The sequence below is a fragment of the Streptomyces sp. NPDC001828 genome (assembly GCF_042892175.1).
Lineage (GTDB): Bacteria > Actinomycetota > Actinomycetes > Streptomycetales > Streptomycetaceae > Streptomyces.
Map to the genome: position 1 here is coordinate 138,372 of NZ_JBIATV010000011.1, position 20,827 is coordinate 159,198.

The 20,827-nt window shown below is 72.1% G+C and carries 15 protein-coding genes; 4 read left to right on the forward strand and 11 right to left on the reverse strand.

The annotated features are described in order from the left end of the window. Positions 1 to 11: 11 nt before the first annotated feature. Positions 12 to 1,247: an acyl-CoA dehydrogenase family protein gene (locus ACFYZA_RS27965; RefSeq protein WP_388493352.1), complete on the reverse strand. Its 1,236-nt coding sequence runs from the start codon at positions 1,245 to 1,247 to the stop codon at positions 12 to 14. Between the two features lie 348 nt (positions 1,248 to 1,595). Between ACFYZA_RS27965 and ACFYZA_RS27970 the strand changes: the two genes are divergently transcribed. Continuing rightward, the gene (locus ACFYZA_RS27970) at positions 1,596 to 2,456 is read left to right on the forward strand and encodes a hypothetical protein (RefSeq protein WP_388493354.1); all 861 of its coding nucleotides are present in this window, start codon (positions 1,596 to 1,598) and stop codon (positions 2,454 to 2,456) included. 151 nt (positions 2,457 to 2,607) lie between these two features. Here the strand turns inward: ACFYZA_RS27970 and ACFYZA_RS27975 are convergent, their stop codons facing one another. The 8 genes from ACFYZA_RS27975 to ACFYZA_RS28010 form a co-directional block, all read right to left on the reverse strand. Beyond that, positions 2,608 to 3,822, reverse strand: coding sequence for a cytochrome P450 (locus ACFYZA_RS27975; RefSeq protein ID WP_388493356.1), 1,215 nt, complete (start codon positions 3,820 to 3,822; stop codon positions 2,608 to 2,610). A 59-nt stretch (positions 3,823 to 3,881) separates the two neighbouring features. Beyond that, complete coding sequence (locus ACFYZA_RS27980) at positions 3,882 to 5,312, reverse strand: methylmalonyl-CoA mutase family protein (RefSeq protein WP_388493358.1); 1,431 nt, start codon at positions 5,310 to 5,312, stop codon at positions 3,882 to 3,884. Between the two features lie 21 nt (positions 5,313 to 5,333). After that, a complete protein-coding gene (gene ccrA, locus ACFYZA_RS27985) occupies positions 5,334 to 6,641 on the reverse strand; it encodes a crotonyl-CoA carboxylase/reductase (protein WP_388493360.1) in 1,308 nt (435 codons plus the stop codon). 17 nt (positions 6,642 to 6,658) lie between these two features. Next, entirely contained in the window at positions 6,659 to 8,236 is a 1,578-nt protein-coding gene (locus ACFYZA_RS27990) for an amino acid adenylation domain-containing protein (protein WP_388493362.1), read from the reverse strand. Next, a complete protein-coding gene (locus ACFYZA_RS27995; RefSeq protein ID WP_388493364.1) occupies positions 8,233 to 8,892 on the reverse strand; it encodes an FMN-binding negative transcriptional regulator in 660 nt (219 codons plus the stop codon). Before ACFYZA_RS27995 ends, ACFYZA_RS27990 begins: the two co-directional genes overlap by 4 nt. Positions 8,893 to 8,908: 16 nt before the next feature. Next, the gene (gene mce / locus ACFYZA_RS28000; protein ID WP_388493365.1) at positions 8,909 to 9,376 is read right to left on the reverse strand and encodes a methylmalonyl-CoA epimerase; all 468 of its coding nucleotides are present in this window, start codon (positions 9,374 to 9,376) and stop codon (positions 8,909 to 8,911) included. Continuing rightward, positions 9,373 to 10,656, reverse strand: a complete 1,284-nt coding sequence (locus tag ACFYZA_RS28005) for a lysine N(6)-hydroxylase/L-ornithine N(5)-oxygenase family protein (protein WP_388493366.1) — start codon at positions 10,654 to 10,656, stop codon at positions 9,373 to 9,375. The genes mce and ACFYZA_RS28005 overlap by 4 nt, the downstream gene beginning before the upstream one ends. Positions 10,657 to 11,058: 402 nt before the next feature. Then, positions 11,059 to 12,324 carry an MFS transporter gene (locus tag ACFYZA_RS28010; RefSeq protein WP_388493368.1) on the reverse strand — a complete coding sequence of 422 codons (1,266 nt, stop codon included), beginning with the start codon at positions 12,322 to 12,324 and terminating at the stop codon, positions 11,059 to 11,061. Between the two features lie 83 nt (positions 12,325 to 12,407). On the opposite strand from ACFYZA_RS28010, the gene ACFYZA_RS28015 reads away from it, so the two are divergent. The 3 genes from ACFYZA_RS28015 to ACFYZA_RS28025 all read left to right on the forward strand — a co-directional run bounded on the left by ACFYZA_RS28015 (position 12,408) and on the right by ACFYZA_RS28025 (position 15,095). Next, on the forward strand, positions 12,408 to 13,613 hold the full coding sequence (locus ACFYZA_RS28015; protein ID WP_388493370.1) for a GNAT family N-acetyltransferase: 1,206 nt from the start codon (positions 12,408 to 12,410) through the stop codon (positions 13,611 to 13,613). A 74-nt stretch (positions 13,614 to 13,687) separates the two neighbouring features. Next, positions 13,688 to 14,890: a cytochrome P450 gene (locus tag ACFYZA_RS28020; protein WP_388493371.1), complete on the forward strand. Its 1,203-nt coding sequence runs from the start codon at positions 13,688 to 13,690 to the stop codon at positions 14,888 to 14,890. Next, positions 14,883 to 15,095 (forward strand): ferredoxin, encoded by a 213-nt coding sequence (locus tag ACFYZA_RS28025; RefSeq protein ID WP_388493372.1) that lies wholly within the window; start codon positions 14,883 to 14,885, stop codon positions 15,093 to 15,095. The genes ACFYZA_RS28020 and ACFYZA_RS28025 overlap by 8 nt, the downstream gene beginning before the upstream one ends. Here ACFYZA_RS28025 and ACFYZA_RS28030 read toward each other — a convergent pair. Together ACFYZA_RS28030 and asnB are read right to left on the reverse strand one after the other, a co-directional pair. Continuing rightward, positions 15,079 to 18,837: an amino acid adenylation domain-containing protein gene (locus ACFYZA_RS28030; protein WP_388493374.1), complete on the reverse strand. Its 3,759-nt coding sequence runs from the start codon at positions 18,835 to 18,837 to the stop codon at positions 15,079 to 15,081. The two genes, ACFYZA_RS28025 and ACFYZA_RS28030, sit on opposite strands and share 17 nt — an antisense overlap. Continuing rightward, the gene (asnB, locus tag ACFYZA_RS28035) at positions 18,834 to 20,696 is read right to left on the reverse strand and encodes an asparagine synthase (glutamine-hydrolyzing) (RefSeq protein WP_388493375.1); all 1,863 of its coding nucleotides are present in this window, start codon (positions 20,694 to 20,696) and stop codon (positions 18,834 to 18,836) included. The genes ACFYZA_RS28030 and asnB overlap by 4 nt, the downstream gene beginning before the upstream one ends. Positions 20,697 to 20,827 lie beyond the last annotated feature (131 nt).

Consider the following 20,827-nt stretch of genomic DNA (forward strand, 5'->3'; position numbering starts at 1 on the left):
CTGGGCGGTGTTTAGACGAAGGCGCTGATTCCGGTCGCGGCGCGGCCGACGATCAGCGAGTTCATTTCGCGGGTGCCCTCGTAGGAGTAGAGGGCCTCGGCGTCCGCCCAGAACCGGGCGACGTCGTGTTCGAGGAGAATGCCGTTGCCGCCCAGGAGTTCGCGGGCCCAGGACACCGTCTCGCGGGTACGGGTGGTGCTGAACATCTTTGCCAGCGAGGCCTGTTGGTCGGTCAGCCGGCCTTCGTTCTGCAGCTGGGCGGCCCGTACGTTGAGCGTCTGGCAGGCGGTGATGTTGGCGAGCATCTGGGCGAGCTTGTCCTGGACGAGCTGGAAGGCGCCGATGGGCTTGCCGAACTGTTCGCGGTCCAGCGCGTACTGCCGAGCGGCCTCGTAGGCACCCATCGCACAGCCGAGCGCGTTCCAGGACACTCCCAGGCGGGTGGTGCGCAGCACCCGGGCGGTGTCCTTGAAGGAGTGGGCCTCCTGGAGGCGGTCGGCTTCGGGGACACGGACGTGGTCGAGGCCGATCTCGGCGTTCTGCACCATGCGCAGGGACACCTTGCCCTCGATCTTCTCGGGCGTGAAGCCGGCCGCGTCCTTGTGCACGACGAAGCCCTTGACCTGGTCGTCGGCCTCGTCCTTGGCCCAGACCACGACGAGGTCCGCGAAGGTGGCGTTGCCGATCCACTTCTTGCGGCCGTTGAGGATCCAGGTGTCGCCCTCGCGACGGGCCGTGGTCGTCAGACCGCGCGAGGCGCCGGAGCCCACGTCGGGTTCGGTGAGGGCGAAGGCGGCGATCTTCTTCCACTGGACCAGTTCGGGGATCCAGCGCCGCTTCTGCTCCTCGGAGCCGCACAGCATGATCGTGGCGATGCCCAGCCCGCTGTGGACGCCGAAGAAGGTGGCGAAGGAGGGGTCGACGCGGGCGATCTCCATGCTGATCATGCCGGCGACCAGGGAGCCCCGGCCCGGGCATCCGTACCCGTCGAACTGGATCCCGGCAATGTCCAGATCACGCAGCCCCGCGATCAGTTGGCGGGGGAACTCGGCCTTCGCCCACTGGTCATTGACGACGGGGCGGACGTTGTCGAGCATCCAGTCGCGTACGGTGTCCAGCCGCTTGCGGTCGTCCGGTTCGAGCAGGTCCTTGATGTCGTAGAAGTCGGCCTCCACGGCACCCGGGTCCGCCGCGTGAACGCGTACGGGATGCGCGCCGTGGTCTGCGGAAGCGGTCTGCTGGGTCATCGGGCGTCCTCTTCTCGGGTCGGTGGTGGAACTCGGAGCATGGAGGCGAAGACCGCGCGAGGGGCCGGAGACCGCCCGACGCGGGACGAGGGAGGCGTGGGCGCTCCCGTCCGGCTGTCACGGGGACGGATCGGCCGCCATCAGCCGCTCGGCGTGGTCCGTGTCAGGGACGGTCTCGGTGCCCACTATTTGCACTGTGCATCTTTCTGGTTGCCGATCTCCGCGTGATCAAACCGACTGAGTGCCGCATCACAGCGGCCGGCGGTGGCCAGGACAGCGGGCCCGAAGCGACCTGGGTCCGCCGCCGAGGCCCGCTCCGATTGGAGGGCATGCCGTTAGGGTGCGCAGATGAGCTCTCTGCCGCGACCTGGCAAGCGTTGCCACGACTCCCTCAATCCGTTGCACTCCCAGATCTACTTCGCCCCCGAGGCCGAGAGAGAGTTCACCGCCGTCGGTCTTGAGGCGGGCCGAATGGCCTATTTCGCGGGGCGCGCGGCGGCGATGGGGGCCGTCGGAGCGGGCGTGGTCGCCGCCACGTTCTACAACTTCGACCCGGGGCTCGTGGCCCGTCACCTGCCGCGTGCCTGGGAGCTGGCCTCACCCGATGCGGTGCTGGGCGCCCGGCTGGCCGCGGCGGACGGATCCTTGCGACGCCTCCTGGGCGAGGACATCGCCGAGGACCCCGAAGTGTCCGAAGCCGCCGGGCTCGCCGCCACGGCCGCCGAGGCGTGCGGCGTCGCGGGCCGCCCCCTGTACGCGGCGCACGCCGCGCTGCCCAGGCCGGAGCGGCCCCATCTGGCGCTGTGGTACTTCATCACCCTGCTGCGCGAGCACCGCGGCGACGGACACCTGGTGGCCCTGTCGGCGGCGGGGCTCGACGGCCTGGAGGCGCTGGTCAGCCACACCGCGACCGGCAACGGCTTCACACCGGAGTTCGCCTGCGCCAGCCGGGGCTGGAGCAGGCAGGAGTGGGACGCGGCCGAGGAACGGCTGCGCGTCCGCGGCCTGCTCGACGCCGAGGGGGCCCTCACCCCGCGCGGCGTCGAACTGCGCCGTGAGGTGGAGGAGATGACCGACCGGCTCGCCGCAGCGCCCTACGAGCATCTCGGCGAGGCCGGGGTCGAGCATCTGACGGAGATCGGAGGACGGCTGACCGGCCGGGCCCGCTCCGCAGGGGCCTTCCCGCCGGGAGTCTTCGCCCGGGGCTAGGCGTGGGCCTGCGGCGCCGGCCCCGGAACCGGCCGGTGAGCGCCAACTGGCGCTGTCTGGAAGGGGGTTGGCGGGGCTCACTCCCGAACGTGAGCCCCGCTGTCCGGACTCACCCGGCCCGCTCCCGGGGCTGAGCCCCGCTGTCCCGGGCTCAGCCCTCCTCGCCGTCCCAGGTGAGCGGCAGGCTGTGGACGCCGTAGATGGTCATCGTGTCCCGTGTGCGAATCTCCCGCGCCGGCCGGGCGAGGCGGACCGTGGGAAACCGCTGGAGCAGTTCACTCAGGGCGATGCTCATCTCCAGCCGCGCCAACTGCTGCCCCGTGCACTGGTGGATGCCGAAGCCGAAGCCCAACTGCCCCTGGGCGGCGGCGTTCGAGATGTCCAGCACGTCCGGCTCGGGGAAGCGGAGCGGGTCGCGGTTGGCCGCCGGCAGCGACACGGTCACCACCTGCCCGGCCCTGATCACCTCCCCGGCCAGCTCCACGTCCTCCAGGGCGGCGCGCGTCGGCCCGGCGTGAATGATGGTCTGGTGCCGCATGAGTTCTTCGACGGCGTGCTCGATCAGCGCGGGTTCCGCCCGGAGCCGGGCCAGTTGACCGGGGTGTTCGAGCAGGGCGAAGACGCCGAGGGACAGCATGTTCGCGGTCGTCTCGTGCCCGGCGACCAGCAGGGTGATCCCCATGAACGTCACTTCCTCGTCGCTCAGGTCGCACCCGGTCAGGTAGCTGAGCAGATCGTCATCGGGCGCGGCACGCTTGACCAGGACGAGTCGGCGCAGCCGGTCGTAGAGGGATGCCCAGGCCAGGCTCGATGCCCCGACCTCCGCCGTCAGATCGAACAGGGTCGCGCTGTCCTGCTGGAAGCGTTCGTGGTCCTCGTAGGGAACGCCGAGCAGTTCGCAGATGACCCGCGAGGGCATCGGCAGCGCCAGCATCTCGACGAGGTCGGCGGGCGGCCCCTGCTCGGCCATCCGGTCCAGCAACTGCCCGACGATCCCGGTGACGCGCGGCGCGAGCAGCCGGATGCGCCGCACGTTGAAGTACGGGGCCAGCAGCCGCCGGTAGCGGGTGTGGTCCGGCGGGTCCATGCGGCTGAACATGCCCGGCGGGGTGCGGGACGACTTCCCCCCAGCTCGCGGCAGTTGTACGGGATAGTGCCGCAGCTCGTTGCGGTTGCTGAAGCGGAGGTCGCCCAGGACGGCTCTGGCCAGGTCATAGCTGGTCACCAGCCAGCCGTCGTGACCGTCCGGGTACGTCATGGGGATCAGCGGGCGCTGCTCCCGGAGCCGCGCGAGCGGTGCGGGCGGCGCCAACGGGCACTCCCGCCGCAACGGAAGTCCTGCCAGGCGGGCCGGAGTCTCGGACACGGCCTCCACCTCCATCGTCCTTGGTCACGGCGGGAATGAGCGGATCGTCTTTCGCGGGGTCAGGAGGGTGGAGGGGTGAGCGCGGTGCGGAGCTGGCCGATGGTCGCGCGGGCCCGGGCGGCTTCGATCAGGGCGGGCAGGACGTTGGCGCCGCCCCGGGCCGCCTCCCGCACCGCCGCCAACTCCGGCGCACAGCTGGGACGTTCGACCTCGCGCTGGACTGAGTCGGGCGTGGCGTGGCGCTCGCGGCGCAGGACCTCCTGCTCGGTCTCGGAGTACATCCGGTCCCCGACGCCCACCCGGGGTCCGGGGTCGCGGTGGGCCAGCTCGTCGATCTCGGACTCGAGCCAGCCGCTGCGGATGCTCCCCAGCATGCCGTCATGCTCCTCGATCCGGTCGAGCCAGTCCTCGACCTCGGCGGTCATCCCGGCGACGAGGGCGTCCACCGCCTCCGATCCCCCCAGGGGATCGACATAGCGGGCCACATCGGTCTCCTCCGCCAGGATCTGATGAGTGCGCAGCGCGATCCGCGCGCCCAGCTCCCCCGGCGTCTGGTACGCCTCGTCGAAGCTGCACACGTGCAGCGACTGCACGCCGCCCAGCACCGCGGCGAGCGCCTGGATCGTCGCCCGGATCACGTTGTTGAGCGGCTCCTGATGCGCGAGCACCGAGCCGAAGGTGTTGACCTGGACCCGCATCCGCATCGCCCGCTCGTCGGTGACGCCCCAGCGCTCCCGCAGCCGCCTGGCGTACATCGACCGCGCGACGCGGAACTTGGCTGCCTCGGCGAGGAGTTCCATGTGCGCGCCGAAGATGAAGGTGAAGCGGCGGGCCACCTCGTCCGCGTCCAGTCCGCGCTCGATCATGCCCTGGAGGTACGTCTCCGCGTCGGCGATCCCGCACGCGATCTCCAGCGGCCTGCTCGCCCCGGCCTCACGCGCGTGCCCGCCGGAGAGCGATACGGGGTTGACCCGGGGCAGGTGCCGGACGCAGTGCTCCATCACGTCAAGCGAGTAGCGCATGCTGGTGTCGAGGTCGTAGACGACGGCCTTGCGGGCCAGGAACTCCTTGGGCATCTCGTTCTGAAGCGTGCCGCGCAGCCGGGCCGGATCGACGCCCGACTCCTCGGCCACCACCACCCACATCGCGAGCAGCATCGGCGCGGTGGCGTTGATGGTCATCGACACCGAGACGTCGTCGAGCGGGATCCCCTTGAAGACCGCGGCGAGGTCGTCGACGGTGGCGATCGAGACGCCGGTACGGCCGACCTCCCCGTCGGCCATCGGGTCGTCGGGGTCAAGGCCCAGCTGCGTGGGCAGGTCGAAGGCCAGCGAAAGCCCGGTCTCGCCGAGGTCCAGCAGGTAGTGGAACCGTTCGTTGGTGGAGGCCGCGCTGGCCAGACCGGCGAGCTGCCGCATGGTCCACAGCTTGGTGGTGTAGCCGGTCGGATGGATGCCCGCGTCATACGGGTACTCGCCGGGCCGTGCCATGACCGCTCCTTTCGGGTCCGCTCAGCGGTGCAGCGGGGTGATGTTCGCCTCGCCGAGTCCCTTGCGCAGGATCGGGTCGGTGACGCCGAGCCCTTCCTCCGGCGCGAGGCCCAGGACGCCGACCTTGCCGATGTGCTCGTTGTCCTGCACCAGACGGGCGGCCTGCGGAGCCTCGGCCAGCGGATACGTCACCGACAGGGCCGGCTTGATCCGCCCCAGCGAGACGAGCCGGTTGACCTGCGACTGCTCTTCGAGGTTCGCGCCGTGGCTGCCGATCACCCGCTTCAGCCGCATCCACAGGTACCGGTTGTCGAACTCGTGCTGGTATCCGGTGCTGGAGCCGCAGGTGACGACGGTGCCGCCGCGCCGGGCGACGAAGACCGAGGTGCCGAAGGTGGCCCGGCCGACGTGCTCGAACACGACGTGCGGGTCCTCGCCGACCGCCTGCCGGATGCGCTTGCCGAGCTGCTTGCCGGCCACCGCGGGGCCTTCGTCGAGGTCCAGTTCCCGCCGGTCGATGACATGGTCGCAGCCCATCCGCAGGGCGCTCTCCGCCTTCTCGTCGGAGCTGACCACGCCGACGGCGATGCCGCCGCCGTTGCGGACGAACTGCGCCGCGTAGGCGCCGAGGCCGCCTGCCGCGCCCCAGATGAGGACGACGTCGCCCTGCTTGATGCGGGCGCCGTTGTCACTGACCAGCATGCGATAGGCGGTGCCCGCGCACAGCGGGACGCTCGCGGCCTCCTCCCACGTCAGGTGCCCGGCCTTGGGGATCAGCTGGCTGGCGCGGGCCACGGCGTACTGCGCCAGGCCGCCGAAGTTCGTCTCGAATCCCCAGGCGCGCTGCTCCCCTCCGAGCATGGCGTCCCCGTGGGTGGCGGGCTCCTCGTGGTCGACGTGCGCGGTCGCCACCACCACGTGGTCGCCGACCGCCCAGCGGCGGACCCCCGCGCCGGTACGCACCACGACACCGGCCGCGTCCGAGCCGAGCACGTGGAACGGCTGGTCGTGCCGGGCCGCGTCCCCGCCCTGCCGCGCGTACTGCTTGAGGAACGCGAAGCTCGGCACCGGGTCGAAGGTGGCGGACCACACGGTGTTGTAGTTGATGCCGCTGGCCATCACGGCGATCAGCACCTCGTCCGGGGCGAGCCGGGGCATCGGCACCGCGCCGACCCGCAGCGAGCGGCGCACGTCCTTGTCCTCGGCGCCCTGGAAGATGCCCGCGTCCTCGGCGCGGGTGTGCACCGCGACGTAGTCGTCGGGAACGGGTATGCGCTCGAGTTCGTGCCCGGGCGCACCGTTGACCACGGCTTCGGCAAGCGCGTCCATACTGGTTCCGTCCCCTCTCAGCGGTGGTGGACGTCCGCGGCGATCAGCTCGGCCACGGCGTCCCGGTCGGTCTTCCCGCTCGGTGTGCGCGGCAGGTCGCTCAGCACGGTGATGGACAGCGGCACCGACGCCTCGGGCAGCACCTCGCGCAGGCGGTCCAGGGCGGCGGCCACGTCGGGTGGCGGGCCGTCGGCGTCGGCGGTCACGGCGGCGCGCAGGACACGCGTTCCGCCGGCGGTCTCCATGGCGACGCAGGCCGCGGCCCCGACGCCGGGGCGGCCGAGCAGGTGCACGTCGACCTCGGTCAGGTTCACGCGGTAGCCACGGATCTTGACGTCGTCGTCCATGCGGGACAGGAACCGCACGACGCCGTCCCGGAGTCGCACCAGGTCGCCGGTGCGGAACGTCCGGGTGTGGCCGTGCGGCGTGGGCGGTACCGTGGTGAACCGCCGTGCGGTCAGCTCGGGTTGGTGCAGGTAGCCGAGGGACACCGGAAGGCCGGCGACGAGGAGTTCACCGACCGTCGGGTCGTCCGCGGACTCGGGGTCGACGAGCAGCTCGCAGCCCGGGAGCGGGACGCCGATCGGCGGTGTCGCCGGCCACTGCCCGGGGTCGGCGGGAAGGATGTGCGAGGAGACCATCGCGGACTCGCTCTGGCCGTAGTGGTTGACCAGCCGGGCGCCCGGCAGCCGCCGGAACATCTCCCGTATCTGCTCGGTCGCCACCAGCTGCTCGCCCGCGGTGTTGACCTCGGCGAGCCGGACACCGCCGAGGTCCGGGGTCGCGCCCGCCACGGTCGCCAGCATCTGCAGGGCGACGAAGGGCAGGAAGAGCCGCTCGATCCGCTCCTCGACCAGCCAGTCCAGCAGCCCGACCGGATCCCGGCGCAGCCGTTCCGGGGCGATCACCACCGTGCCGCCGCCGCGCAGGGTGCCGAGCACCTCCTGGAAGAAGACGTCGAAGTTCAGCGGGGCGAACTGGGCGGTGCGCAGGTCGGGCCGGGGCGAGTGCGTGGCCTGCCACTGGACCATGTTGTCCAGGCAGCTGTGCGGGATCGCGACGCCCTTGGGCCAGCCGGTGCTGCCGGAGGTGTAGATGACGTAGAAGGCGGTGTCGGGCCGGCACGCGGCGGGGCGCCGGGCGGCCAGGAGGCCGTCCGGGGCCGGGAGTTCGCCGAGGGCCGGTATCTCCACCGCCGCAGACGCGCTGTCCAGGGCGGCGGCGGGCCCCTCGTGCAGGAGGACCTTGGCGCCGCTGTCCCCCAGCATGTGCTGGAGCCGGGGCGCCGGATACTCGGGGTCGAGGGGCACGTAGACCGCGCCGTGCAGGGTGACGCCGAGCATCGCCGCGACGACGGCCGCGCCGCGCCGCCCCGTGACGGCGACCGGGTCGCCGGGCGCCACGCCGTGCTCGTCGAGGAGGACGGCGATGCTCCGGGCCCAGCGCAGGAGTTCCGCGTACGACACCCCGACGCTGCCGTCGTCCACCGCGCGCGCGTCCGGCCGCTGTGCGACGGTCTCCAAGAACGCGGTGAACAGGCAGGTCGGGTCGGCGTCACCGCCCCACAGCACGGCCGTGGTCGCGTGGTCCGTCATATCTGCGCCTCCCGCCCGCAGGCATCTCCACCGTGTACGCGGATCAGCTCGGCCAGTCCCCGATGGCGGCCGTCGCCGTCCTCGAAGCGGTCGACGACCCGTTGCCGCACTTCGTCGTCCTTCTCCTGGCTCAGCTTGAACATCGCGTCCACGGCTTGGATCTCCAGCCGGAAGGCGCCGACGCCGGGCAGGATCCGGCGGAAGTAACCGAGGGACGGGGTCGGGTCCCACGTGTCGCCGACGGTCCCCTCCAGGTGTGCCACGGTCGCCAGGATGATCCGGAGCGTCTCCTCGCGGTCCTGGACCGGACGCAGCCGGCCCCGGACGTGGACGGAGACGAAGTCCCAGGTGGGCGCGGCGGGTTCGACGTGGTAGACGGCCGGGGTGACGTAGGCGCCGGGCCCTTGGAACACCATCAGGGCCGGGGCGCCCGGGGCCAGCGCGCGCCAGTGCGGGTTGGCCCGGTTCATGTGGCCGAGGAGTTCCGCGCCGACCAGCGGCGCGTCGCCCGGGGTGCCCGGGGCGAGCAGCGACGGCAGGTGGGTGGCGTGCGGGAACTCGGGCCCGTTGGTGGTGAGGGTCGCCAGGGCGTGCTCGGCGATGACGCGGCGCGGCCACTCGTCGCCTTCGACACGGTAGACGTCCGGAACGTACATGGTGCCGCGCCCCCTCTCAGTGCCGCGCCGGGGCGGCGTCGGATGCGGCCCGGTCCTGCGGGGGTGCCACCAGCTCGGTCAGTACGCCCAGACAGTCGCGCGGGTGCAGGAAGGTCACCTGCGTCCCGCGCGACCCGGTGCCCGGCGGGTCGATGACCGGCACGACGCCGCGTTCCTCGAGACAGGCGGCCGCCGTGCGCACGTCGTCGGTGCCGAAGGCGATGTGGTGCAGGCCCGGCCCCCGCCTCTCCAGCCACCGGGACACCGCGGAGTCCTGACGTGTCGGCTGCAGGAGCTGTACGTAAGGGGCCCGGTCGTCGGCCGCGGTGCCGATCGCCATCACCGCCTCGCGCACTCCCTGGCTCTCGATGACCTCGACGTGGCGCAGCTCGAACCCGTAGGTGGAGCGGTAGAACTCCACGGCCTCGTCCAGGGACAGGCAGACCACGCCGATGTGGTCGATGCGGTCGATGCGCCCGGTCACCGGCGGGCCCCCAGCGCCTCGGCTATCTCCCCCGCACGGACGGCGGTGTTGGACAGCAGGCTGGAGGAGATGCCGTGACTGTGCTCGGTGGAGCCCTGGAGGTATATCCCGGCCTCCAGGTCGTCGGCGGTCTGTATCCGGTAGTCGCGGCCGACCCGCAATCGGCCTTGTTCGTCCCGCAGGCAGCCGTCACCGAGTTCACCGAGCAGCGCCAGCGGGTCGCCGGGCCGGTAGCCGGTGGCGTAGACGATCGCTTCGGCTCCGACGCTGGTGACCGCGCCGGTCGGCAGGAACTCGATGTCGACGCTGATGCCGTCGGAGCCGGCCGCGTGGCCCCGGACGCGGGACACCCGGTGGACGTGCAGACGCCGCTCGCCCCTCAGTCCCTCGCGGTACACCCGGTCGTACAGGTCTCGGATCAAGTCGTCGTCGACCACCGAGTAGTTGGTGTTGGCGTGGTAGTCGAACAGCATCTCCTTGACCTCGGGCGGCGCGCCGAAGTACTGGTCGAGGGCCACCGGGTCGAAGACCTGGTTGGCGAACGAGCTGCTGTCGGCGACGCTGAAGCCGTACCGCGCGAACACCGCGTGCACCTCGGCCCGCGGGAACCGGTCGTGGAGGAAGCCGACCGCCTCGGCGGCGCTCTGACCGGCGCCGACCACGACGAAGGCCAGGGGCTCGCCGGTCGCGGCCTTCTCCGCCCGGAACAGGAGCTCCGAGCTGTGCCAGACGCGGTCCCCGGCGTCGACGCCGCTCGGCAGGACCGGCTCGAGGCCGGAGGCGAGGACCACGGCACGGGTCCGCACCGTGGACAGCACGCCCTGCCGCGCGACGACCACGTCCACGGAGCGGATGACGCCGTCCCGGTCCTTCACCGGCCGCAGCTCGACCGCCTCGCATCCGTAGTCCACCTGGTCGGCGAACTGGTCGGCGGCCCACGCGAGGTAGTCGTGGAACTCGGTGCGCAGCGGAAAGAAGGAGTTCCGGTTGAGGAAGTCCATCATGCGTTCCCTCGCGTGCAGATACGACAGGAATCCGAACCGGCTGACGGGGTTGCGCGGTGTGGCGAGGTCCTTGAGGAACGGCACCTGCATCGTCGCGCCGTCGATCAGCATGCCCCGGTGCCAGCCGAACTCGGCCTGCCTCTCGAAGAACCGGGCCCGCAGGGCACCGGCGTCCGAGCGCTCCTGGAGGGCGATGGCCAACGCAAGGTTCGCGGGGCCGAAACCGATCCCCACCACGTCCGCCGTCGTGCCGCCGAGCCCTGACTCACCTGCCATCGGTGGTACCTCCATCTCTCGTCGGGGAGTGCCGGAGCGGCCGGGTCCGGAAGATCGGTCACCCGCGTGCCGTCACCCCGCGTCGGTACCGGACCGGTAGCCGGGCGGTTCGGAAGTGGGGGCGGGGACGCGGCCGCGCGGGCGCCGTGGCGGTGGTGGCTGCGGCACGTGCCCGCTCGGCGGCTCGATCGGACCTGGCCACGGACGATGACACGTGCGCTTGCCCCCCGTTGTGGTTCAGCCGTCGGCACACGAAGTGAAGGACGGCTCTCATCGGGCCTTGCTCCCCGCGATGGCCATCCTGCCCAACATCGGTCCTGCGGGCAACAGGCCGAAATAGGTTCTCGGCAAAGGAAGTTGGCGACCCGAGGCGGCCTCCGCGCTCCGGCGTGCCCGCTGCCGCTAAGGCTGTGCGGCGCCTTGCGCGGGGCGCGGGGCCAGGACCGCAGGCGTCGGCGTGGCACGCAGCCGGACGGCGTAGAACCACGTCGACAGGGCCATCACGGCCACCATGAAGAGCAGCATCGACCGGTAGCCGACCGCCGCGATCGTGGCGGAGCCGAGCGCGATGAACAGGGTCTGCGGAAGGCTGATGATCGAGTCCGCGACCGAGGACACCCGGCCGAGCATCGCGTCCGGCGACAGGCTCTGCACCTGGGTGTAGAAGCCCACGACGACCGGCGCCACACCGCCCCCGATCACGATGAACCCGGCGACCGCACCGGCCGGGGCGGGGATGAGCAGCGCCGCGAATCCGACGAGGTAGAGGAGCAGCCCGCACAGCAGCAGGCGCCGGGCGCCGAGCCGGTCCACGACCTTGACGGTGACGATCCCGCCGACGATGGCCCCGGCCGCCTGGCAGGTGCTGAGCACGCCCACGAACGTCACCGACAGGTGCAGGCCGTGGGAGACCAGGGCGAACACGGCCGGCTGGACGAGTCCGAAGACGGCGAGCACCCCGACCAGGCTGAGCGCCGTCTCGCGCAGCGGCAGGCACTGCCACATGAAGCGCACGCCCGCGCTCATCTGACGCAGCACCGGCTCGCCCCGCTCGTACTGCGGCTTGGGGTCCTCGACCCGCACCAGGCAGACGCACACGGCCGCGACCAGGTAGGTCGCCGCGTCGATCACCACGACGGAGGCCGCTCCCCACGTGGCGAACAGGGCCGTGCCGAGGGCCGGCGCGCACAGCCGGGCGGCCTCCTTGAGGGTGCGCAGCTTCGCGTTGGCCCGGCCGAGCCCCTCCGGTCCGGCGAGCCTGGGCAGCATCGCGCTGCCGGCCGAGGCGTGCAGGCTGGAGCCGAGCCCGGAGAGCAGCAGGACGGCGTAGATCAGCCACACGTCGGACTTCGTGTGGGCGAGCAGTGCCAGGCACATCGTGGGGGCCATCACCAGGTTGATCGCGATCAGCAGCCGCCGGCGCCGTACCCGGTCCACGACGATGCCGAGCAGAGGGGCGAGCATTCCGGGAGCCAGGTAGGCGAGGAACGTCAGGCCGGCCGCCGCGTCGCTCCCCGTCAGGGTCTTCACCCACAGGCCCGCGACCAGCCAGAGCGCGCAGTCGCCGAAGAGGGAGAGGCTGACGCCGGAGAGCCACAGCGTGAGGTTTCTGGCGCGGTGGTCGCCGGACTCGCCCTGCGGGCCTCCAGTGAGATTCCGAACCGCCACGGTGTGACACCCTAGCGCACGGCAAGCGCCAATTCGACTGATCCATAAGGGCCGTTGGGCCGACGCGTACGAAGGGCGGCACCGTGGACCCCGACACCGAGACGACCTCCTCCCTCCCGGACACGACGTGCACGGCGGTGGAGTCCGTCGACGAGATCGCGCCCGAGGCGTGGGACGCGGTGACCGCCGAAGCGTCGTTCTTCGCCTGCCACCGCTGGCAGCGGTTCCTCGAGGAGCGGCTCACGGCGAGCGTCCGCTACCTGCTGTGGCACGACGGGGACGGGCGGCTGGTCGCCGCGCTGCCCACGTACGCGGGCGGCCCGGACGTGATGCCGCGGCCGTTCACGCTGACGCACGTCATCCACGCCGACGCCGGGGTGCCCGCGGGCCTGTCCGTGCTGGGCGGGTCGGCGTACGGCTACCACAACGACGGCTTGCTCATCCGGCCCGACGTGCCGTCGCGGGAGCGGGCGGCACTGGCCAGGGCCATGGTGGGCGAGTTCCGTTCCCTGGCCCGCTCGCTGGGGGCCGACCACACGGCGTTCCTGTGCGTGCCGCGGGCACGGCTCGACGAACTGACGGCGGCGGGCTACGGGCACCCGTCGGCCGGACTGCTGAGCACCGTCGCGACCCTGGAGCTGTCCTCCCCCACGTTCGACGGCTATCTCCGCTCGCTCTCCGCGCACCGGCGTACGGAGGTCGGCCGCGAGCGCCGCATCTTCCGTGACAGCGGGCTCTCCTGGGGTCCGGCCGACGTGCCCGGCGACTTCGACGAGATCGCGCGGCTCATCGTCGCGACCTATGAGCACCACGGGTATCCGCCGATCGACCCGGCGGTCATCCACGGGAACCTGGAAGCCCAGGCGCGGCTGTTCGGCGAGGACACTCTGGTGCTGGTCTGCCGCGACGAGGGGCGCCTGGTCGGCGCGGTGAGCGGGTTCGTCCACGGTTCGCAGTGGATCGTGCCCTGGCTCGGCCTGGACTACGAGGTGGCGCGCAAGACCGCGCTCTACTTCAACCTGGGCTACTACCTGCCCATCGAGCAAGCGGCGCGGCGCGGCGGCAGCAGGATCGACTTCGGTGTGAACGCGCTGCACGCGAAGGTGCTGCGGGGCATGGACATCGAGCCGAAGTGGGCGCTGGTCGAGCCTTCGGCCGGCGGCGAGGCCGGCTGGTCGCAGGCGGTCCGCACGCACAACCGGCACGCCCTTGAGGAGTTCCGGGCCGCCAATGGTGAGCGTCCGGCAGCGCTGCTCGACGCGAAGTGGACCGACTTGGCACCGAGGTGACGAGCCGTCAGCAGTAACTTCCTTACGGTCGAGGTCCCTTGGCCGGGTGCGGGATGGCGGCTATGTTGAAGTCCATGGTGGAGATGACCCCGGAGATCCACGGCCTCCCGATGGCTCGCTCCTGTCCCTTCCATCCGCCGGACGCTCTCGGCACCCTGAGAGAGCGGGCACCGCTCAGCCGGCTGGTCTTCCCCGACGGACATCGCGGCTGGCTGGTGACCGGCCACGCGCTCGCCCGCGAGGTGCTCGCCGACAACCGGTTCAGCAACCGCAACGAGTACCGGCGCTGGCCCGTCGAGCGGGCCCGGGTGACCACGCGGCACATGCCGACGCTGCCCGGGATGTTCAGCCGGCTGGACCCGCCGGAGTACACGCGCTACCGGCGGCTGCTCGCCGGGCAGTTCACGGTGCGGCGGATGGCGATGCTGGAGCCGAGGATCACCGACATGGCCAACGCCTGCCTGGACGAGATGATCCGGATCGGACCCCCGTCGGACCTCCTGCGCGACTTCGCGGTGCCGATTCCCTCGGCGATGATCTGCGAACTCCTGGGCGTGCCAGTGGAGGACCGCGAGGCGTTCCTCCAACGCTCGCACGTACTGGTCGACATGAAGACCAGCACCATCGACTCCGCGCGCGCCTGGGCGTACCTCTACGACTACATCAGCAAGCTGACGGTGGCCAAGCGCGCGCACCCGGGCGACGACCTGCTCAGCGGTCTGACCGAGAGCGACCTCACCGACGAGGAGCTGACCGGCGTCGGCGTCACTTTGCTCGTCGCCGGGCTGGAGTCGACCGCGAACATGATCGCGCTCGGCGTCTACGCGCTGCTGGAGAATCCGGATCAACTCGCCGTCCTGCTGGGCGACATGAGCGGGATGAACGACGCCGTCGAGGAGCTGGTGCGGCACCAGACCATCTTCCACATGGGCCCGTTCCGCGGGGCCCTGGAGGACGTGGAGCTGGCGGGCCGGCACATCAGGCGCGGCGAGGTGGTGCTGGTCTCGCTGCCCGCGACCAACCGCGACCCGGAGCGGTTCGACGACCCCGACCGGCTGGACCTGCGGCGGACGACCACCGGTCACCTGGGCTTCGGCCACGGCGTCCACGCCTGCCCCGGTCAGCACTTGGCGCGCGCCGAGCTGCGGATCGGTTACTCGGTGCTCTTCCAGCGGCTCCGCGGCCTGCGCGTGGCGGTACCCCGGGAGGAGATCGAGATGCGGCACGACATGGGCGTGTGGGGGGTCAAGGCGCTGCCGGTGGAGTGGGATGTCTGAGCGTCTGACGATCGAGACGGACCGCGAGGCGTGCGTGGGCTCGGGCGTCTGCGCCATGACCGTCCCCGCCGTGTTCACCCAGCGCGAGGACGACGGGACGGTCGTGGCGATGACGGCGGAGCCGGACACCGAGTGGCATCCGGCGGTGCGGGAAGCCGCCTACAAGTGCCCGATGGGAGCGATCCGGCTCATCGAAGCCGACTGACGAACTCGGTTACGCAGTAGGCGAGTTGGGCCACCGCAGGACCGGTGACAAGGCCGAAGTGGTCGGCGTCCAGGACCTCTTCGGCCACCGGCCCGGTCAGCAGCCCGTGCCACGCTTTCGCGGACGGCCCGGACCGCGCCGCCGACACCAGCAGGGTGGGCACGTCGGCCGGTTCCGGCCGGTGACCGTACACCGCGCGCACGATCGCGGAGTAGAGCGGAAAGCGCTGCCGCAGCTCGTCGGCGGCCGCAGGTCCGTTTCCGGTACGGCCCCCGGCAACCGCGCCCGCGCCCAGGGTCAGGGCGACCTCCTCGCGGAAGCTGTCCGCGAGGGCGTCGTCGGCCGGCGGCGGACCCTCGGGCAGCACCGCGTCGATCAGGACGAGTCCGGCGACCTCGCGGTCCAGGCGGTGGCGCAGCCGTTGGGCGACGGCCTGCGCGACGATCCCGCCGAAGGACCATCCGGCCACGTACACCGAGCGGTCGGGGCAGGCGCGGGCGATCAGGGCGGCGTACTGGTCGGCCATGGCGGCCACCGAGCCGGGCGGCGGGCCGCCGTGCAGCGCTTGCGCCGCGACACCCCAGCACTCCAGTCCCGGGCCGACCAGTTGGGCGAGCGGCGCGTAACACAGCGGCGATCCGGCGCTGGGGTGGATCAGGAACAGCGGCCGGGCGGCGGGGTCGGTCCGTACGCCGCCGGTGAGGGCGGACAGCTGCGCGGGCGGGACGTCCCGGGGAGCGCGTGCCCCGCGTTCGGCGAGCGCCGCGGCGGTCGGGGCGGCGTAGACGTCGCCGACGGACGGCGCGCCGCCGAGCCGCCGCCCGACCTCCTCAAGGAGCCGCATGATCTGCAGGGAGGTGCCGCCGAGGTCGAAGAAGTCGTCGTGGATACCAACCCGCTCCAGGCCCAGCGTGGCGGCGAACGCCTCGGCGACCGCCTTCTCCTCGGCGTTGCGCGGCTCGGCGGGCGCCCCGGAGTGCCGCCGCGGCTGCGGGAGCGCGGCCCGGTCGACCTTTCCGTGCGGGGTGAGCGGCAGGGCGCCGATCACCTCGACGGTGGCGGGGACCATGTACGCGGGCAGCCGCTCGGCGAGCCACCGGATCAGCCGGGTCGTGTCGCAGCGGTCCGCGGCGGGCACCACCCAGGCGGCGAGCCGGGCGCCCGGGCCGGAGCCTAGGACGCCGACGGCGGCGCGGCCGACATCGCGGTGATCGGCCAGGACCGCCTCCACTTCGCCGAGTTCCACCCGGAAGCCGCGGATCTTCACCTGTCCGTCGAGCCGGCCGTGGAAGGTCAGCGCGGAATCCCGGCCGAGCGAGCAGCGGTCCCCGGTCCGGTAGACCGTGCCCCGCCCGGGCACGAACGGATCCGGTACGAACGACGCGCGCGTGGCGTCGGGCGCGTTCTCGTAGCCGTCGGCGACCGACGCTCCGCCCAGGAACAGCTCGCCGGGCACGCCTTCGGGCGCCAGGCCCCCGAAGGCGTCGGCCACATAGGCGTGCGTGTTGGCGCGCGGCCGTCCGAACGGAACCGGCTCGCCCTCGTCCGGCCCACAGACGTGGGAAGCGACGATGACGGTGGTCTCGGTGGGGCCGTAGGAGTTGAGCACCTGCCGTCCCGGCCCGTGCCAGCGGGCGGCCAGCGCGGCGGGGACCGGTTCGCCGCCGAGGGACAGCACCCGCAGCGGAAGGCCGGCGCGCACCGGTACGAGGTCGGCCACCGTCGGCGGCAGCGCGGCCACCTCGACGCGTGCCTCCAGCAGGTAGTCGGCGAGTTCACCGGGGGCACGGACGGTTTCGAGGGGCGGCATGCACACCGTCCCGCCACGGCACAGCGCGGTGAAGATCTCCAGGACCGACACGTCGAAGGTGAGGTTGGAGAACTGCAGGACCCTGCTTCCCGTACCGATGCCGAAGCGGTCGCCGAACTGGGTCACGAAGTCGACGGCGGCGGCGTGGGACACCACGACGCCCTTGGGGCGCCCGGTCGATCCGGAGGTGTAGAGGACGTACGCGGCCGGGCGCGACGGCGCTGTCAGGGGTCCGCCGGCCGAGCCCGTCGGCAGGGCGTGCACGCCGTCGTCGTCGAGGGTGAACCGCACGCCGGAGTCGGCGAGTTGGGCGTCCACCCGAGCTCGGGGGGTCCGTGGGTCCACCGGCAGATAGGCCGCTCCGGCCTTGAGCGCGCCGAGCACACCCGCGAGCAGGGCGAGCCCGCGTCCGCGTCGGACGGCCACGCGCTCTCCGGGCCGGACCCCGGCTCGGCGCAGGTCGTCGGCGACGGCGTCGGCGCGGGCGTCGAGGGCCGCGTAGCTCAGGCTCCCGTCCGGGCACTCCGCGGCGATGCGGTCGGGAGCGGCCCGCGCCCGCTGTTCGAACAGCTCGTGCAGGAGCGCGGCGGGAGTCGCCCGGCGCGGTCCGGTCAGCCGCCCGATCAGCTCGTGCCGGGTCCGCTCGTCCACCAGGTGGAGCTCCCGCAGCGGCAGGCCGGGGTCGGCGACCGCGGCGGCCGTCACGTGCTCGAAGTGCCGCAGCAGCTGCTCGATCCGCCACCGGTCGTAGAGGTCGCGGGAGTACTCGACGTACAGGAGCGAGGCGTCCCCGGCCGCCGACACCTGGATGTCGAGGTCGAACTTCACCCGGCCGGTGGCGACTTCGCGCACGTCCCGGGCCCGCAGGGCCACGCCGGGTGCCAGTTCGTCGTCCGGTCTCCTGCGCTCGTAGCCCAGGGCCATCTTGAACAGGGGGTTGGCCCCCCGGTGACGCGGCGGCCCGAGGGCGCGCACCACCTGGCCGAACGGCAGCCCGCAGTGCCCGAGGTCGGCCAGGAAGTCCTGGCGCGTCCGCTGCAGGAACGCGCTGAAGGTCAGGTCGGGGTCGGTCCGGTTGCGGACGGTGAGCATGTTCACGAACAGGCCGACGGTCTCGAAGGACTCGGCGCTCGCCCGGCTCGACGTGGCCACGCCGACCGGGATGTCGGTGCTGCCGGTGGTGCGGCTCAGGGTCCAGGCGAACGCCGCGAGGAGCACCATGAACGGCGTGACCCGCTCCCGCACCGCCAGATCCGTCACGGCGGACATGAAGCCGGGCGGCAGGTCGTGCCGCAGGAGCTCGCCGCGATGCGCCGACGAGGTCGCCGGGCGCGGCCGGTCGGCGGGCAGTTCGACGTCGTCGAGCCCGGCCAGCCGGGTGCGCCAGTAGGCGACGTGCCCGGCGTCGGCAGCGGCGCCGGTGGCCTGGTCGGCGGCGGCCTGTTCGGCGAACCGTGGCGCGGGCGCCTGCGGCGTGTCCCGGCCGGCGGACCGGTAGTGCCGCTGCACCTCGTCCAGGAGCAGCCGCACCGACATCCCGTCCACCACGATGTGGTGGAACATCAGGAACAGCACGTGGTGTTCGGCGCCGAGCCGGTAGATCACGGCGTGCATCCGGTGCGGCCCGGTCAGCGGCAGCGGGCGGGCGCAGGCCGCCCGCAGTGCCTCGCGCAGCCGCGCCTCACCCGTCAGCTCCACCACCGGGCAGGGCAACGGGCTGGGCGGGTGCACCCGGGCGGCCGGGCGGCCGCCGTCCTCGGTGAACTCCGTGCGCAGGATCTCGTGGCGGTCGACGGCCGCCTGCAGGGCGGCCCGCAGCGCGTCGACGTCCAGTGGCCCCGTGAGGTCGTAGGCGCCGGGCACCGTGTAGGCCGCCGACGGTTCCATCCGGTACAGGAACCACATCTGCTCCTGGGCGCGGGAGAGGGTCACAGCGCGAACTCCACACCGCATTCCGTTGTCCAGTAGTGCAGTTGCAGGGCCGCCTCGATGCTCAGCCGGTTCACGCCCGCGCCAAGGCCCTGGGACGGGTCCGAGAGGACCGCCTCGACCCGCTTGGGGTCCAGGAGTTCGGCGACCGCGCTGGACCTGTCCTCGCTGATCGTCTGCAACTGCTTGCGCAGGGACTGCCTGTACGCCGGGTCCTGGGCGGTGGGGAAGGGCGATTTGCCGCGGCGCACGATGCTGTCCGGCAGCAGGTCCCCCATCGCGGCACGCAGCAGCCCCTTTTCCCGGCCGTCCAGGTTCTTCATGGCCCAGGGGATGTTGTAGACGTACTCCACCAGTACGTGGTCGACGAACGGCACCCGGCCTTCCAGCGGCCCGGCCTGCCCCATCCGGTCGCGGCGGTCCAGGACGGTGCGCAGGTAGCGGGTGAGGTTGAGGTGGGTGATCTCCCGCATCCGGCGGTCCTCGGCGGTCTCCTCGCCGGTCAGCGGGGTCTCCGCGAGGGCCTCGCGGTAGCGCTGGTCGATGTGGCCGGGCACGTCCAGCTCCTGGTAGAGCTGCCGGTCGACGAGTCCGGAGTGCATCTCCATGCCGTGGAACGGGCCGATCCACGGGAACGTCGGCGCCTGCACGTACCAGGGGTCCTGGAACCAGATGTAGCCGCCGAACAGCTCGTCGGCGCCGTCCCCGCACAGCGCCACGGTCGCCGTCGGCCGCATCCGTGACGCGAGGCGGCGGAACGCGACGTGCGTCTCCAGGCCGATGATCGGGCGGTCCATCCCGTTGACGACGGCGAGTTGCTGCACCGGGTCCATCAAGTCGTCGGTGGTCACCAGGAGTTCACTGTGGTCCGCGCCGAGGTGCTCGACCATGGTGGCCACGTGCGGACTGTCCGGGGACTCGTGCATCTCGTCGCTGCGGAAGTTCGCCAGGTTGTACACGTACTCCATGGAGAAGGTGCGCAGCCGGTCGCCGCCGGCCGCGGCGCCCACCTCGCGGTCGGCCAGCGCGGACACGATGCCGGAGTCGAGGCCGCCGGAGAGCATCACGCCGAGCGGCACGTCGGAGACCACTTGGCGGCGCACGCTGTCCTCGAGGATCTCCCGCACGGTGGCGATGGTCTCGGCCAGGCCGTCGGTGTGCTCGCGCGCCGGCAGGTCCCAGTAGCGGCGGCGGGCGAGGCCGTTCCGGCCGAAGGTGACGATCTCGCCGGGTATCACCTCCCGGACATCGCGGAAGACCGTCAGGCCGGGGGTGGGCGTGTAGCCGAGGAGTTCGCGCAGCCCGTCGCGGTCGACCACCGGCCGGGCCTGGCCGGTGCGGAACAGCGCCTTGGGCTCGGAGGCGAACGCGAATCCCTCGCCGGTGAGCGTGTAGTGGAGGGGGTAGATGCCGAACCGGTCGCGGATGAGGTGGAGTTGCTCGGCGGCCGCGTCCCAGACGGCGAACGCGAACATCCCTCGCAGCCGTTCGGCGCAGGCCGGCCCCCACTCCTCGTAGGCGCGCAGCACGACCTCGGTGTCGCTGTCGGTATCGAAACGGTGGCCCCGCCGGATCAACTCGCCCCGTAGCTCCCTGAAGTTGAAGACCTCCCCGGTGTAGGCCAGGACGACCGGCTCCGGCCGGCCGCCGCCGGCCGGAGTGCTGCGGCCCACCATCGGCTGCCCGCCGCCGGCCGGGTCGATGACCGCGAGCCGCGTGAACACCAGCATCGCGTGCCGGCTCAGCCGGCGGCCGCCCGACTCGGGACCGCGGTCGTGCAGCGCCGCCGCGAACGCGTCAGCGGTCCGGTGCCGTTCGCTGAGGTCCGCAGTGAACGAGATGATGCCGCCAATTCCGCACACAGTGACTCCTGTTGAAAGGGGGCGCGGGGCGATGGGCCCGGCCGGTCGGTTCAGTGGTCCTCGACGTACTCGCGCTGCTCTCCTCGACGCGGACCGGTACGCCGTCGAACACGGCCGCTGCGGTCTCCTTG

Excerpts from the sequence above, each read along its gene's own strand:
- ACFYZA_RS27965 (WP_388493352.1), bottom strand. The coding sequence starts at position 1,247 with ATGACCCAGCAGACCGCTTCCGCAGACCACGGCGCGCATCCCGTACGC.
- ACFYZA_RS27970 (WP_388493354.1), top strand. The coding sequence starts at position 1,596 with ATGAGCTCTCTGCCGCGACCTGGCAAGCGTTGCCACGACTCCCTCAAT.
- ACFYZA_RS27980 (WP_388493358.1), bottom strand. The coding sequence starts at position 5,312 with ATGGCACGGCCCGGCGAGTACCCGTATGACGCGGGCATCCATCCGACC.
- ccrA (WP_388493360.1), bottom strand. The coding sequence starts at position 6,641 with ATGGACGCGCTTGCCGAAGCCGTGGTCAACGGTGCGCCCGGGCACGAA.
- ACFYZA_RS27990 (WP_388493362.1), bottom strand. The coding sequence starts at position 8,236 with ATGACGGACCACGCGACCACGGCCGTGCTGTGGGGCGGTGACGCCGAC.
- ACFYZA_RS27995 (WP_388493364.1), bottom strand. The coding sequence starts at position 8,892 with ATGTACGTTCCGGACGTCTACCGTGTCGAAGGCGACGAGTGGCCGCGC.
- ACFYZA_RS28005 (WP_388493366.1), bottom strand. The coding sequence starts at position 10,656 with ATGGCAGGTGAGTCAGGGCTCGGCGGCACGACGGCGGACGTGGTGGGG.
- ACFYZA_RS28020 (WP_388493371.1), top strand. The coding sequence starts at position 13,688 with ATGGTGGAGATGACCCCGGAGATCCACGGCCTCCCGATGGCTCGCTCC.
- ACFYZA_RS28025 (WP_388493372.1), top strand. The coding sequence starts at position 14,883 with ATGTCTGAGCGTCTGACGATCGAGACGGACCGCGAGGCGTGCGTGGGC.